The 12,029-nt window shown below is 63.1% G+C and carries 11 protein-coding genes and 2 pseudogenes (1 of these 13 running past the window's edge); 8 read left to right on the forward strand and 5 right to left on the reverse strand.

Translation table 11 applies throughout. From position 1 onward, the window contains the following. Nucleotides 1–45: 45 nt before the first annotated feature. The 4 genes and pseudogenes from creD to blrA all read right to left on the reverse strand — a co-directional run bounded on the left by creD (nucleotide 46) and on the right by blrA (nucleotide 4,525). Complete coding sequence (gene creD / locus E5E96_RS07445; RefSeq protein WP_171281848.1) at nucleotides 46–1,407, reverse strand: cell envelope integrity protein CreD; 1,362 nt, start codon at nucleotides 1,405–1,407, stop codon at nucleotides 46–48. Between the two features lie 118 nt (nucleotides 1,408–1,525). Next, nucleotides 1,526–2,320, reverse strand: coding sequence for an OXA-12 family class D beta-lactamase (blaOXA, locus tag E5E96_RS07450; RefSeq protein ID WP_171281849.1), 795 nt, complete (start codon nucleotides 2,318–2,320; stop codon nucleotides 1,526–1,528). 75 nt (nucleotides 2,321–2,395) lie between these two features. Then, a pseudogene (gene blrB / locus E5E96_RS07455) lies at nucleotides 2,396–3,816 on the reverse strand (beta-lactam sensor histidine kinase BlrB). A gap of 34 nt (nucleotides 3,817–3,850) precedes the next feature. Next, on the reverse strand, nucleotides 3,851–4,525 hold the full coding sequence (gene blrA, locus E5E96_RS07460) for a beta-lactam response regulator transcription factor BlrA (RefSeq protein ID WP_077096349.1): 675 nt from the start codon (nucleotides 4,523–4,525) through the stop codon (nucleotides 3,851–3,853). A 123-nt stretch (nucleotides 4,526–4,648) separates the two neighbouring features. On the opposite strand from blrA, the gene E5E96_RS07465 reads away from it, so the two are divergent. Both E5E96_RS07465 and glmS read left to right on the forward strand, forming a co-directional pair. Continuing rightward, entirely contained in the window at nucleotides 4,649–5,422 is a 774-nt protein-coding gene (locus E5E96_RS07465; protein WP_060390930.1) for a DeoR/GlpR family DNA-binding transcription regulator, read from the forward strand. A gap of 55 nt (nucleotides 5,423–5,477) precedes the next feature. Further along, nucleotides 5,478–7,309, forward strand: a pseudogene (glmS, locus tag E5E96_RS07470) (glutamine--fructose-6-phosphate transaminase (isomerizing)). 64 nt (nucleotides 7,310–7,373) lie between these two features. Here the strand turns inward: glmS and E5E96_RS07475 are convergent. Beyond that, complete coding sequence (locus tag E5E96_RS07475; RefSeq protein WP_016352388.1) at nucleotides 7,374–8,150, reverse strand: LuxR family transcriptional regulator; 777 nt, start codon at nucleotides 8,148–8,150, stop codon at nucleotides 7,374–7,376. A 209-nt stretch (nucleotides 8,151–8,359) separates the two neighbouring features. Here E5E96_RS07475 and E5E96_RS07480 point away from each other — a divergent pair, with 209 nt between their 5' ends. The 6 genes in view from E5E96_RS07480 to E5E96_RS07505 are tightly spaced (at most 2 nt apart) and all read left to right on the forward strand, a layout consistent with a single transcriptional unit that may run on beyond the window. After that, nucleotides 8,360–9,121 carry a DUF3450 domain-containing protein gene (locus E5E96_RS07480; protein ID WP_171281850.1) on the forward strand — a complete coding sequence of 254 codons (762 nt, stop codon included), beginning with the start codon at nucleotides 8,360–8,362 and terminating at the stop codon, nucleotides 9,119–9,121. After that, nucleotides 9,118–10,425: a MotA/TolQ/ExbB proton channel family protein gene (locus tag E5E96_RS07485; protein ID WP_171281851.1), complete on the forward strand. Its 1,308-nt coding sequence runs from the start codon at nucleotides 9,118–9,120 to the stop codon at nucleotides 10,423–10,425. Before E5E96_RS07480 ends, E5E96_RS07485 begins: the two co-directional genes overlap by 4 nt. Further along, nucleotides 10,422–10,952 carry a MotA/TolQ/ExbB proton channel family protein gene (locus E5E96_RS07490; RefSeq protein WP_005307253.1) on the forward strand — a complete coding sequence of 177 codons (531 nt, stop codon included), beginning with the start codon at nucleotides 10,422–10,424 and terminating at the stop codon, nucleotides 10,950–10,952. Before E5E96_RS07485 ends, E5E96_RS07490 begins: the two co-directional genes overlap by 4 nt. Next, nucleotides 10,949–11,350: a biopolymer transporter ExbD gene (locus E5E96_RS07495; protein ID WP_011707897.1), complete on the forward strand. Its 402-nt coding sequence runs from the start codon at nucleotides 10,949–10,951 to the stop codon at nucleotides 11,348–11,350. The genes E5E96_RS07490 and E5E96_RS07495 overlap by 4 nt, the downstream gene beginning before the upstream one ends. Then, a complete protein-coding gene (locus E5E96_RS07500) occupies nucleotides 11,347–12,009 on the forward strand; it encodes an energy transducer TonB (RefSeq protein ID WP_017410458.1) in 663 nt (220 codons plus the stop codon). The genes E5E96_RS07495 and E5E96_RS07500 overlap by 4 nt, the downstream gene beginning before the upstream one ends. Nucleotides 12,010–12,011: 2 nt before the next feature. Continuing rightward, on the forward strand, nucleotides 12,012–12,029 hold the beginning of the coding sequence (locus tag E5E96_RS07505; RefSeq protein WP_171281852.1) for a hypothetical protein. The gene runs 1,161 nt beyond the window's last position; 18 of the gene's 1,179 nt are visible here — the first part of the coding sequence; its start codon is at nucleotides 12,012–12,014; its stop codon lies off the right edge, out of view.

Raw genomic sequence — 12,029 nt, forward strand, 5'->3', positions numbered from 1 at the left:
GATCAATGAAATGCAAACCGGCGCCTGATGGCGCCGGTTTGCATTTCAGTTCTCCTGCCCGCTGGTGGGGGGCGTGGGGGCACTTCCCATCACCCGATACCAGTCCAGCTTGCGGGTCAGCACCATGACCAGCGCCAGGATGGCGAACAGCAGCAGGGCGCCGAGCAGCAGGGCTATCTCCTCGGCCTGCAGCAAGCCGAACAGGACGGCGTAGACCAGCCCGAGCAGGGCCGCGAAGCCGAGCCCCTGTTTGGGGCCGCCCAGCACATGGCTGAGGTAGAAGCCGTTGAGGGCCACGCTGGCCAGGGCGGCAATCAGATAGGCCCGGGCAAAGCCGAGATGTTCGGTCAGGGCCAGCAGCACCAGATAGAAGATGGCCAGCCCCATGCCCACCAGCGCGTACTGGATCGGGTGCACCCGCAGCCTCTTGAGCAGCTCGAACATGAAGAAGCTGAGGAAGGTGAGGCCGATGAACAGTAGCGCATACTTGGCGGCCCGCTCGTTCTGCTGGTAGTGATCCACCGGCTGCACCAGGCTGACGCTGAAGGCCGGCAGATCGCCGCTGGCACCTTTCATCATCCGGTTGAAACGGCTCTCCATGTCGGTGGCAAACCAGCTGCTCTGCCAGCTGGCCTCGAAACCGCTGGCGTTAAGGGTGCGGCTGCCCGGCAGAAAGTCACCGATGAAGTTGGGGTGGGGCCAGTTGCTGGCGAGGTTGAGCCTGCTGTCCTGGCCGATTGGCACCACTTCCAGCTGGTTCATCCCCTGCAGATCCAGCTCGATGTGAAAGGCACCGTCTGCTCCCGGCAGGGTGGCAAGCGGTGCATGGATGCCGGCCAGCCCGTCACCCAGCAGGGCACCGGGAGCAAACGGGATGCGCTGTTCCCCCAGTTGCAGTTCCGGCACCCGGTTGATGCCGCGGGCATCGGACAGCACCAGGCTCAGATAGGGTTTGCCTGCCACCAGGGCGGGATCGGTCCCATCGACGACCAGATCCGGTTCGCCGCTGATCAGGGTCTTACCGTTCAGCTCGGCAGGCAGTCGCCCGGAGAGGGAGAGCCGGGTGTGATAGACCTGGGCCTGGTAGATGCCGAGCTTGCGCGGGGTCACTTCCATGCTGGCCTGCACGTCCAGCTGTTCCGGCAGCAGGTAGCGGTAGAGCTGCAGCTTGCGCTCGAAGCGCTTGCCATCCTGCTCCACCGTGACGGTGCGGGTATAAGGCTGCACCACGACCGGCCCCAGCAGTCGCTGCGGGCCGCTGCTGCTGGCCATGATGCTGTGGATGGCCTGGCTGCGATAGGCCTGGCGCTCCCGGTTCAGCTCCATGATGGATTGCACCGGCACCATCAGCAGCAGGCTGAGCAACAGCAGCAGAAAGATCTTGTGGCTGAATATCTGTTTGACCATGACACGTCTCCTTGTTGATGGAGCCGAGTGTGGCGGTCGTGGGTGAAGGGGAGATGGGGCTGTGTGAAGCGGGGGTGAAGGGGGATAAAAAAACCGGCGCCTTGCGCCGGTCTGGGTATCACAGGGTTTTCAGTTTGGCAGGCAGGGCGGCCAGCACCTCTTCCTTGGCCTTGAGCGAGGCGAACTGTTTGCCGGGTTTCTGCACCACGGTATGGACGAAGATGAGCTGCTTGCCCGGCTTGCTGGCCCAGCCGACGAACCAGCCGATCTGCTGCTCCCGGTTGAGGCTGCCATCCAGCTTCTTCGGGTAGCCCATGCCGGTCTTGCCGTGGATCTGCCAGCCGTCGATCTCGCTCACCTTGAGGATGTTGGCGGTGTACTGCAGGGTCTGCGCCGACACCGGCAGCTTGCCGCTCACCATCTTGCCGAGGAAGCGGGCCTGCTCCTGTGGACTGATGGCAAGGCTGGAACTGAGCCAGGCCTGGGTCAGGCCGTCGTGCTTGCCAGGATTGCCGGAGAGATCCCGGTTGCCGTAGTCAAAGCGGTCGATGTACTGCTGGAAGCGCTCCATCCCCAGCCATTCGGTGATCTGCTGGGAGAACCAGACCACCGAGTAGGTTTCCCAGCGGCGCGGGGTGGTTGTTTCCCGCCAGGCGGGCAGCCAGTCGTCGTAACCCGGCTTGAAAGGTAATGCCGGGTGCTCTTCGTCCACCAGAAAGCCGCTGTCGTAGCCCATCAGCGCCAGCGGGATCTTGAAGGTGGACGCGGGTGGCAGCTGGCTTGAACAATCTCCTTCGCTGGAGAGGGTCTGGCCGTTGCCGTCGGCATAGAGAAAGCAGCCGGCGGCGGCGCTGGCCGGCAGCGAGAACAGCAGGCCTGCGCCGAGCAGGCCGGATAACAGAAGGCGGGACATGGGGTCTCCTTGAGCACATTGAGTTTGCTGGGAAAACATCAGCATAACGCCGCTTTATGTGGCCAGTGTGAAGTGTCAGCCCGCCGGCAACCAGAGCTCGGCCAGCACCCCGCCGTCAGGCTGGTTGGCGAGGGTCAACCGGCCACCGTGCTGGCGCGCCACCTCGGTGGCGAAGCTGAGCCCGAGGCCGCTGCTCTTGCCCTTGTCGGGTCTGGGCAGCGAATAGAAGCGCTCGAAGATGCGCGGCAGGGCGTAGTCCGGAATGCCGGGCCCCTGATCCCGCACCCGGAAGCAGTAACCCCCTCCTCCATGGCCCCGCTCAGTGCCAGGGTGCCCCCGATGGGGGAGAAGTCGAGGGCGTTGTCCAGCAGGTTGCCGAGCGCCTGCTCCACCAGCAGCGAGTCCCACTTCTGTTTCTGGGCCTCGCCGAGTTCGGCCACCAGCGTCACCTGACGGCGCTGGGCCAGGATCTGGCGGGCATCGAGCACTCGTCTGCCCAGCCTGGCCGGCTCGACGGCCTGTCTGTCCAGCCCCTGCCCCGACTCCAGTTTGGCCAGCTGCAGCATCCGCTCGATCAGCTGCTGCATGCGGGCCGTCTCCAGATTGATGTTGCCGATAAAACGGGTAGCCACCTCGGGTGGTGGTGCCTCGGCCAGGATCTCCCCTGCCCCGCGAATGGCGGCCAGCGGGCTCTTCAGCTCGTGGGTCAGGCTGTGTACATAGGCTTCGATGTAGGCCTTGCCGTCCAGCTGGCGACGCATGGTTTCCAGGGAGCGGCCGAGCCGATCCAGTTCCGGGCTGTAGAGGCGCGGCAGGCTGGCGGGCTGACCCTGGCTGACCGCATCGGCGTAGTGCACCAGCTTGCCGATGGCGCGGTTGAGCCACCACACCAGCAGGGCGCCGATCAGCAGCGAGATGAACAGCAGTAGAGCCGCCCCCTGCAGCAGCTGGTGTTCGCTGCGCTCTATCATGGGCAGCAGGGTGCGGTTGGGCTTGGCGACGGTGAGGGAGCCGAGGATGTCGTCCCCCTCCCGCAGCGGTGCGGCCACGTGCATCACCGAGCTGGCGGGATCGTCGGGGTCGCTGCGGGTGCTGCGGGCGCCGTATTCCCCGCGCAGGGTGCGATAGACGTCGTTCCAGCGTGAATAGTCCTTGCCCAGATCCACCCCGTCCGAGTCGTATACCACCTTGCCCCAGCGGTCGACCACATAGATGCGGTACTCCGCCTGCTGCTTGAGGTGGCCGTCGATCAGAGCGTTGATGGGGCTCTGGTTGAGGCGGGCGAAGGCGCTGGCCAGCCGGCCATCCGCCATCTTGCCTTCCTGCAGGTCATCCAGCGCCAGCGGGGCCAGCATCTGGGCCATGTCCACCAGGGTATCTTCGGTGGCGCTGCGCACCCCGGGTTTGATCTCCTCGACGAAGATCTCCAGCACGAACCAGGCGGCCAGCGCGAAGATCAGCACCAGCCCGCACAGCAGTTGCAGCCCGATCCTCATGGCGTCCTCCGGCCGGTGTCAGGCCATCCTCTGTTCATGCCAGCTCCAGGCTGTAGCCGAGCCCGCGATGGGTCAGGATCAGGTTGGCGTGGGGATCCCGCTCCCGCAGCTTGGCGCGGATGGTCTTGATGTGAGTATCCACGGTGCGATCCAGGCTCTCCTCCGCCCCGCTCCACACCAGATCCATCAGCTGCTGGCGGGAGTAGACCCGGCCCGGCGCCTGCATCAGGGTCTTGAGCAGCAGGTATTCGTAACGGGTGAGCGCCAGCGGTTGGCCGTGAAAGCTGATGCGGGCCCGCTCCTCGTCCAGCGCCAGCAACTGGCTCGGTGGGGGCGTGGTCGGCTGGCTGCGGCGCAGGATGACCCGCACCCGGGCGCACACCTCCCGTGGCGAGAAGGGCTTGGCCACATAGTCGTCGGCCCCTATCTCCAGTCCGATCAGCCGGTCTATCTCCTCGCTGCGGGCGGTGAGAAACATCAGCGGAGTGTCGCACAGTGCCCGCACCTGCTTGCACAACTCGAAACCACTGATGTCCGGCAGCCCCACATCCAGGATCAGAAAGTCGGGGCGCGTCTGTTCCAGTCGTGCCAGCAGCGGCTGGCCGAGGGAAAACCACTCCACCTCGAAACCGTCGGTTTGCAGCGCATAGATCAGGGTGTCGGCGATGCTGGCTTCATCTTCCACCAGCCAGATGGTTCGTTTTTGCATGGCATCCTCGTCGCAAATCAGCTGCCCCATTCTGGCATCGAACCAAATCGGATCCTATTTGCCGTTTGATTTTTTCAAAAAAGGTATTAATATTTCGCCATTCTTTCGAATCGAAACTTAAAGATGACCAAACGTAATACTCAGCAGCGCCGTCACACCATAGTGAGCCTGGTGCAGGAGCAGGGTGAAGTGAGCGTCGATGCCCTGGCCAAACACTTCGCCACCTCCGAAGTGACCATCCGCAAAGATCTGGCGGTGCTGGAGACCGGTGGCCTGCTGTTGCGCCGTTACGGCGGTGCCGTTCCCCTGCCCTCCGAGATGGTGGTGGAGATCAATCCCGAGCAAGTTTCGAAACGAAAGCTGGCGATCGCCCGTGCGGCTGCCGAACGGATCCGTGATCACAATCGCGTCATCATCGACAGCGGCAGCACCACCAGCGCCATGATCCCCATGCTGGGCAACAAGCGCGGCCTCATCGTGATGACCAACTCCCTCAACGTGGCCGGCGCCCTGCGCGAGCTGGAGAACGAACCCACCCTGCTGATGACCGGCGGCACTTGGGATCCCCACTCCGAATCCTTCCAGGGTCAGGTGGCAGAGCAGGTGCTGCGCTCCTATGACTTCGACCAGCTGTTCATCGGCGCCGACGGCATCGATCCGGAACGCGGTACCACTACCTTCAACGAGCTGGTGGGCCTCTCCCGGGTCATGGCCGAGGTGTCGCGGGAGGTCATCGTCATGGTGGAGTCGGAGAAGATCGGCCGCAAGATCCCCAATCTCGAACTGCCCTGGTCCGGCATCCATACCCTGGTGACCGACGAGGGGCTGGCCAGTGCGGCCAGAGAACAGATCCAGGCCAGGGGGATCCAGCTGATTTGCGCCCCCGTGGCCGTTTGACCTGAACAAACCATTATCCAACCGAATTAACGTCTTACGTCTCAAGGAGAAGTGTATGTGTGGCATCGTCGGGGCCGTCGCCCAACGTGATGTGGCTGAAATCCTGGTAGAGGGCCTGCGCCGTCTGGAATACCGTGGCTACGATTCGGCCGGTGTCGCCGTGTTCAGCGCCAACCAGCCGCTGCAGCGGGTGCGTCGGCTGGGCAAGGTGGCCGAGCTGGCCAAGGCGCTGGAAGAGCAGTCCGTCCACGGTGGTACCGGCATTGCCCATACCCGTTGGGCTACCCATGGCGAGCCGTCCGAGCGCAATGCTCACCCCCACGTCTCCGAGCATATCGTGGTGGTGCACAACGGCATCATCGAAAACCACGAAGAGTTGCGCGAAGAGCTCAAGGCGCTGGGCTATGTGTTCAGCTCCGACACCGACACCGAGGTTATTGCCCACCTGGTGCACCACGAACTGAAATCCGCCCCAGCCTGCTGGCGGCCATGCAGGTCGCGGTGAAGCAGCTGCGCGGCGCCTACGGCACCGTGGTGATGGACAGCCGTGACGACAGTCGCGTGGTGGTAGCCCGCTCCGGCTCCCCGCTGGTGATCGGTCGCGGCATCGGCGAGAACTTCATCGCCTCCGACCAGATGGCGTTGCTGCCGGTGACCCGCCGCTTCATCTTCCTGGAAGAGGGTGACGTGGCCGAAGTGACCCGCCGCGACGTGCACATCTTCGATACCCACGGCGAGGCCGTGGTGCGCGAGGAGCTGGAGTCCGAGCTCTCCCACGATGCCGGTGACAAGGGTGAATACCGTCACTACATGCTCAAGGAGATCTACGAGCAGCCCAAGGCCATCACCAATACCCTGGAAGGTCGTCTGGGCTCGGATCACGTGGTAGTCGAGTCGTTCGGCAACGGCGCCCGCGCCATCTTCGACAAGGTCGAGCACGTCCAGATCGTCGCCTGTGGCACCTCCTACAACTCCGGCATGGTGGCGCGCTACTGGTTTGAAGAGATCGCCGGCGTCTCCTGCGACGTGGAGATTGCCTCCGAGTTCCGCTACCGCAAGTCGGTGGTGCGCCCCAACAGCCTGCTGGTGACCCTCTCCCAGAGCGGCGAAACTGCCGACACCCTGGCCGCCTTGCGGCTGGCCAAGGAGTCCGGCTACATGAGCTCACTGGCCATCTGCAACGTGCCGGGCTCTTCCCTAGTGCGCGAATCGGATCTGGCCTTCATGACCCGGGCTGGTGCCGAGATCGGGGTGGCCTCCACCAAGGCGTTCACCACCCAGCTGGCCGGTCTGCTGATGCTGGTGGCCTCGGTCGGTCACTGCCGCGGCAACCTGAGCGCCGCCGCCGAGGCTGAACTGGTCAAGGCGCTGCAAGCCTTGCCGCTGCGCATCAAGGAGAGCCTGGCGCTGGCCAAGGATATCGAAGCCCTGGCCGAAGAGTTCGCCGACAAGCACCACAGCCTGTTCCTCGGCCGTGGCAGCCAGTACCCCATCGCCATGGAAGGGGCACTGAAGCTCAAAGAGATCTCCTACATCCACGCCGAGGCCTATGCCGCCGGTGAGCTCAAGCACGGCCCGCTGGCGCTGATCGATGCCGAGATGCCCATCATCGTCGTGGCGCCGAACAACGATCTGCTGGAGAAGCTCAAGTCCAACGTGGAAGAGGTGCGCGCCCGTGGCGGTATCCTCTACGTGTTCGCCGATGCCGATGCCGGCTTCAAGAGCGACGAGACCATGCGGGTGATGAGCCTGAACCACGTGGAAGAGATGATCGCGCCGATCGTCTATACCGTGCCGCTGCAGCTGCTCTCCTACCACGTTGCCCTCATCAAGGGCACCGACGTGGATCAGCCGCGCAACCTGGCAAAATCCGTGACCGTGGAATAAGCCGTCGCTGGAAATAAAAAAGAGCCGCATTGCGGCTCTTTTTGTTTGTCTGGCTCGGTGGCCATTATGACAGCCGCAGGTTGGTGATGGTCACGTCGTCCAGCGAGGGCACTATGATGCCGCTGGAGATGCTCTTGGCGATCGCCTGGTTGCGGTTCTTCGAGTCGGTCTTGTTGGTGACCTGATTGAGGTGGAAGTTCACGGTCCGCTCGCTGATGCCGAGGATGGTGGCGATCTCCCAGGAGGTCTTGCCCTCGCTGGCCCAGAACAGGCACTCCTTCTCCCGATCCGACAGCTCGGTCAGGTACTTCATCAGATCCGGTCTGCTCTTTATCAACTGCAGCGCCGAGTTGAAGATGTAGCTGGCGCAGAACGACAGCAAGGGAACGTTTTCAAACATCAGATCGGAATTGGACTTCTCCTTGCTGATGAAGGAGAGGATGCCGTGTTCCCCCTGCGGCGTGTGCAACGGGAAGGAGACACCGTTTCTCACCCCGAAGTCGGCAGCCAGGTTCATCACCTCCCGACTGGCGCTGGGCAGCCAGGGAGAGTCGCAGTCGAGCTTGTTCCAGAAGATGGGCTGGGTCTGCTTCAATCCCAGGAAGACGACCGGGTCCTGGGTCAGGTAGTGCCGCTCCGAATAGGCATCGAACCAGCTGGTGGGGCAGTTGTTGAACAACGCCACATGGGATTTCTGCATGCTGATGGGAAAAATAATCAGCAAACGGAAGTAATCAAAGCCCATCTGATGACTGAAGCGCTCCAGCTGCTGCTGGATGTCGCTGGTCTTCTTGGCCTTGGTGAACCGATCGATGTGTTCCCAGATCGCATCGTTGAACATGAACTTCTCCTTTTTCGATCTCTATCACATTGATCGAAAAGATATTTTTTATTTATTAATTTGGTGTGGTGAGAACCAACGCCAGTGACTCCCGTGCTTGCTTAAAAATTATCCTGTTTTTTCGGCCGAAGGCCAACAAAATCATCTGATTGCCACTGCCCCCACTCTTTGAGACAATGAGAATAGTTATCATTGTTAAGATTTATATCATGAATAAGTTTTGGGGTTTGGCCTTGTTGCCACTGTCAGTCCACTTCGCTGCTGGCGCCGACGAGCTGGTCGCACCGGCACTGAAAAACAGCATCGCCGCCGGGAAAGCCTCCCAGCAGCGCGTGGAAAAAGCCGCCGATGCGGCCGTTGCCGCCCGGCTGGAGCTGCAAAATGCCCAGCTGCAACTGCGTGATCTGGAAGCCTACAACCGCTACATGCAGTCTCTGGTGGCCGATCAGCAAAATGAGCTGGGCAAACTGAGTCAGCAGCTGGAGGCGGTACAGGAGACCCGGCAGGGCCTGATCCCGCTGATGCTGCAGATGCAGGCCGATCTGGAGCAGCTGGTACAAAATGACATGCCGCTGCGCAAGGAAGATCGCCTGGCGCGGGTTGAACAGTTGAAAGCGACCCTGGCCCGATCTGACGTGAGCGAGGCGGAGAAGTTCCGCCAGCTGCTGCAGGCCTACCAAATCGAAGCTGAATACGGCAGCCGGTTGGATAGCTACTCTGCCGAGCTGGCGCTGGACGGCGCACCGCGCCGGGTCGACGTGCTGGCGGTGGGCCGGGTCTCCCTGCTGGCGATGACTGCCGATCGCTCCCAGGCGTGGCGCTGGTCTGCGCAGAGCAAGCAGTGGCAGGCTCTCGACAGCCAGTGGCTCTCTCCCATCGCCGAGGCGCTGGAGATGGCTGCCGACAAGAAGGTCCCCCAGTTGTTGAATGTCCCCCTTTCCGTCAGCCGTGGTCAGGAGGCCCAGTCATGAGCATCACCATGAAGTGGTTCCCCCTCGCCATTGCCCTCTCTCTGGGCACCACCACTGCCGTTGCCGATGAAGCCTGGCAGCAGCAGGAGCAGGCCCGTGAACAGCAGGCCCAGCAGGATCTGGCGTCTGTCTCCAAGGAACTGAACAGTGCCCGTGCCAAACTGGCAGCGGCCCAGAGCCTCAGCAAGCAGCTGGCGGCCGAATTTGCCGGCAATGAGAAGCAGCTGGTGGAGCTCAATGCCCAGTGGGAACAGGCCTCCGGCGACATGAACGAGATCTTCGCGGTGACCCGTCAGGGGGCCAGCGATGCAGTCAAGTTGCTGAGCGAATCTGCCGTCGAGGGCCAGTACCCGGAGCGTCTCGCCCCGCTCAAAGCCATGGCGCAGGATAAACAGGTGCCGGATCGCGCCGCCCTCGCCCTGCTGCCCGCCACCCTGCTGCAAGAGATCCGTGAATCGGGCCGGGTTGCCCAGTTCACCGGCAAGGTGCTCGATGCCCAGGGGGCAGCCAGCGAGCAGGCGCTGACCCGGGTGGGCAGCTTTGCCCTGCTGGGTGGTGAAGGCTTCCTGCAACCCACCGCCGAAGGCCTGAGTCCGGTACTGGGTCTGCCCGGCAGCGTGCTCTCCGCCGCAGCCGCCTATCAGGGTCAGGAGGGGGAAGCGCTGCCGCTGGATCCCTCCCACGGCACCCTGCTGGAGATGCTGGCGCAGGCCCCCACCTTCTGGCAGCAAGTCCAGCAGGGTGGCCAGGTTGGCGCCATTATCGTGCTGCTGGCCGCCATCGGCCTGGGGATCGCCGGAGTGAGGCTGTGGAGCCTCTCCCGCGAACTGGGTCGGGTTCGTCGCCAGCTCAAGAGCGGTGAGTACCATGCCGACAACGCCCTCGGCCGGGTGCTGACGGTGGCTGACAAGCATCCCGAGCTGAGCATGGAGACCCTCGAACTGCGTCTCGACGAAGCGATCCTGCAGGAGACCCCTCGCATGGAGCGCGGCATCGGCATGGTCAAGGTGATCGCGGCCATCGCCCCCATGCTGGGCCTGCTCGGCACCGTGACCGGGATGATCGGCACCTTCCAGGCCATCACCCAGTTCGGTACCGGCGATCCCAAGATCATGGCGGGCGGCATCTCCATGGCGCTGGTCACCACGGTACAGGGTCTGGTAGCGGCTATTCCGCTGATCCTGGCCCACAGCCTGCTGCAATCCCGCTTCACCGAACTCTCCAACGTACTGGAGCAGCAGGTGGCTGGCATTCTGGCCGAGCGGGCCGAAAGCAACCGTGACGGGATGGAGCGGGCGGCATGATGCTCGACATCTGGCAACAGCTGCAGAGCTTTATGGGCCGTGGCGGCCCGGTGCTCTGGGTCATTCTGGCCCTGCTGGTGCTGATGTGGATTCTGATGATCGAGCGGCTGCTCTACCTCAACCTGGGGTTTGCCCCGCTGCAGCGCCAGCTGCTTGGCCGCTGGCAGGCCCGCAGCGAGCGCCACAGCTGGCACGCTCGGGCGATCCGCGGGCGCTGGCTGGCCGAGGCCGAGCTTGAGCTCAATCGTCATCTGATCTTCATCCGCACCCTGGTGGTGCTCTGCCCCATGCTGGGGCTGCTGGGTACCGTGACCGGCATGATAGGCGTATTCGATGCGTTGGCCGCGGCCAACCGTTTTAACCCGGAGAGCATGGCGGGCGGGATCTCCCGCGCCACCATCCCCACCATGGCTGGCATGGTGGTCGCGCTCTCCGGCGTGTTGTTACTCAGCCGGCTCGAGAGCCAGGCCAAGCGTGCGCTGGCCAAGACCCGGGACGGCCTGCGAGAAGAGAAGGTAATGCAATGAGACGGCAATCCAAACGCCAGCGTGACGAAGTGCAGATCGACATGACCCCCATGCTGGATATCGTGTTCATCATGCTGATCTTCTTTATTGTCACCACCTCCTTCGTGCGCGAAGCCGGGCTCGAGGTGCACAGGCCCCAGGCCAGCCAGGCCAAGGCGCAGAAGTCCTCCAGCATCATGCTGGCTATCGGTGCCCAGGGACAGATCTTCCTCGACCGCAAGCAGATCGATGTGGAGCGGGTGCAGGCCAGCGTCGCCCGCCTGCTGGCGGAACAGCCTGATGCCAGTCTGGTGATCCAGGCCGACGAGCGGGTACCCCACGGCAAGGTGGTGCGGGTGATGGATGAAGCCAAGGCGGCAGGCATTGCCAACATCGCCGTGGCGGTGGCACCGAAATGAAATACAAGCTGATGAGCCTGGGACTGGGGATCGCCCTCAGTCTGGGGATCCTGCTGTTCATGGCCACCCTGGTGGAGCCGCCCAGAGGGGAGAAGGCGAGCGCCGAGCAGAAATCCATCGTCATCAACATGCAGAACGAGGTGACTGAGGTGCAGGTGCGAGAGCGCCCGGTACCCCAGGAGCCGGAACCCTTGCCGGAGCCGCCTGCCGCGCTGGCCTCGACGCCGCTGCCTATGCCTGCGGCGGCCCCGCTGCCCTCGGTGCAGCCGAGTCTGGATCTGGTCTCCAGCCTCAGCGCGGTGCAGGTCTATGCCCCTGGCGTTGCGACTAGCCCTACCCCGGTTGCGAGCGGCAACTTCCATGGCCAGCAACAGGGGGCCGGGATTGGCGCCGGTGACATGTTGATGCCGCTGCAGCGGATCGAGCCTGTCTATCCCTATCGGGCCCAGCAGGCTGGTATCGAAGGGTCGGTGACCTTGCGTTTCAGCGTCGATGCCGACGGCCGGGTACAGGATGTGGAAGTGGTCGAGGCCAAGCCGAAGCGTCAGTTCGAGCGGGCGGCCATTCAGGCGATCAACAAGTGGCGCTACCAGCCGAGACCGGGCGCCACCGACAAGCTGGTGCAAGTCATCACGCTCAAATTCAAACTGGAGTCATAACTATGTTGCGGATCTGGATC

This window comes from Aeromonas sp. 1805, from assembly GCF_013085525.1.
In the GTDB taxonomy this organism is placed as follows: Bacteria; Pseudomonadota; Gammaproteobacteria; order Enterobacterales; family Aeromonadaceae; genus Aeromonas; species Aeromonas hydrophila.

What these genes read in the sequence shown, in the direction of transcription:
- creD (WP_171281848.1), bottom strand. Translation starts at nt 1,407, where the DNA reads ATGGTCAAACAGATATTCAGCCACAAGATCTTTCTGCTGCTGTTGCTC.
- blaOXA (WP_171281849.1), bottom strand. Translation starts at nt 2,320, where the DNA reads ATGTCCCGCCTTCTGTTATCCGGCCTGCTCGGCGCAGGCCTGCTGTTC.
- blrA (WP_077096349.1), bottom strand. Translation starts at nt 4,525, where the DNA reads ATGCAAAAACGAACCATCTGGCTGGTGGAAGATGAAGCCAGCATCGCC.
- E5E96_RS07465 (WP_060390930.1), top strand. Translation starts at nt 4,649, where the DNA reads ATGACCAAACGTAATACTCAGCAGCGCCGTCACACCATAGTGAGCCTG.
- E5E96_RS07475 (WP_016352388.1), bottom strand. Translation starts at nt 8,150, where the DNA reads ATGTTCAACGATGCGATCTGGGAACACATCGATCGGTTCACCAAGGCC.
- E5E96_RS07480 (WP_171281850.1), top strand. Translation starts at nt 8,360, where the DNA reads ATGAATAAGTTTTGGGGTTTGGCCTTGTTGCCACTGTCAGTCCACTTC.
- E5E96_RS07485 (WP_171281851.1), top strand. Translation starts at nt 9,118, where the DNA reads ATGAGCATCACCATGAAGTGGTTCCCCCTCGCCATTGCCCTCTCTCTG.
- E5E96_RS07490 (WP_005307253.1), top strand. Translation starts at nt 10,422, where the DNA reads ATGATGCTCGACATCTGGCAACAGCTGCAGAGCTTTATGGGCCGTGGC.
- E5E96_RS07495 (WP_011707897.1), top strand. Translation starts at nt 10,949, where the DNA reads ATGAGACGGCAATCCAAACGCCAGCGTGACGAAGTGCAGATCGACATG.
- E5E96_RS07500 (WP_017410458.1), top strand. Translation starts at nt 11,347, where the DNA reads ATGAAATACAAGCTGATGAGCCTGGGACTGGGGATCGCCCTCAGTCTG.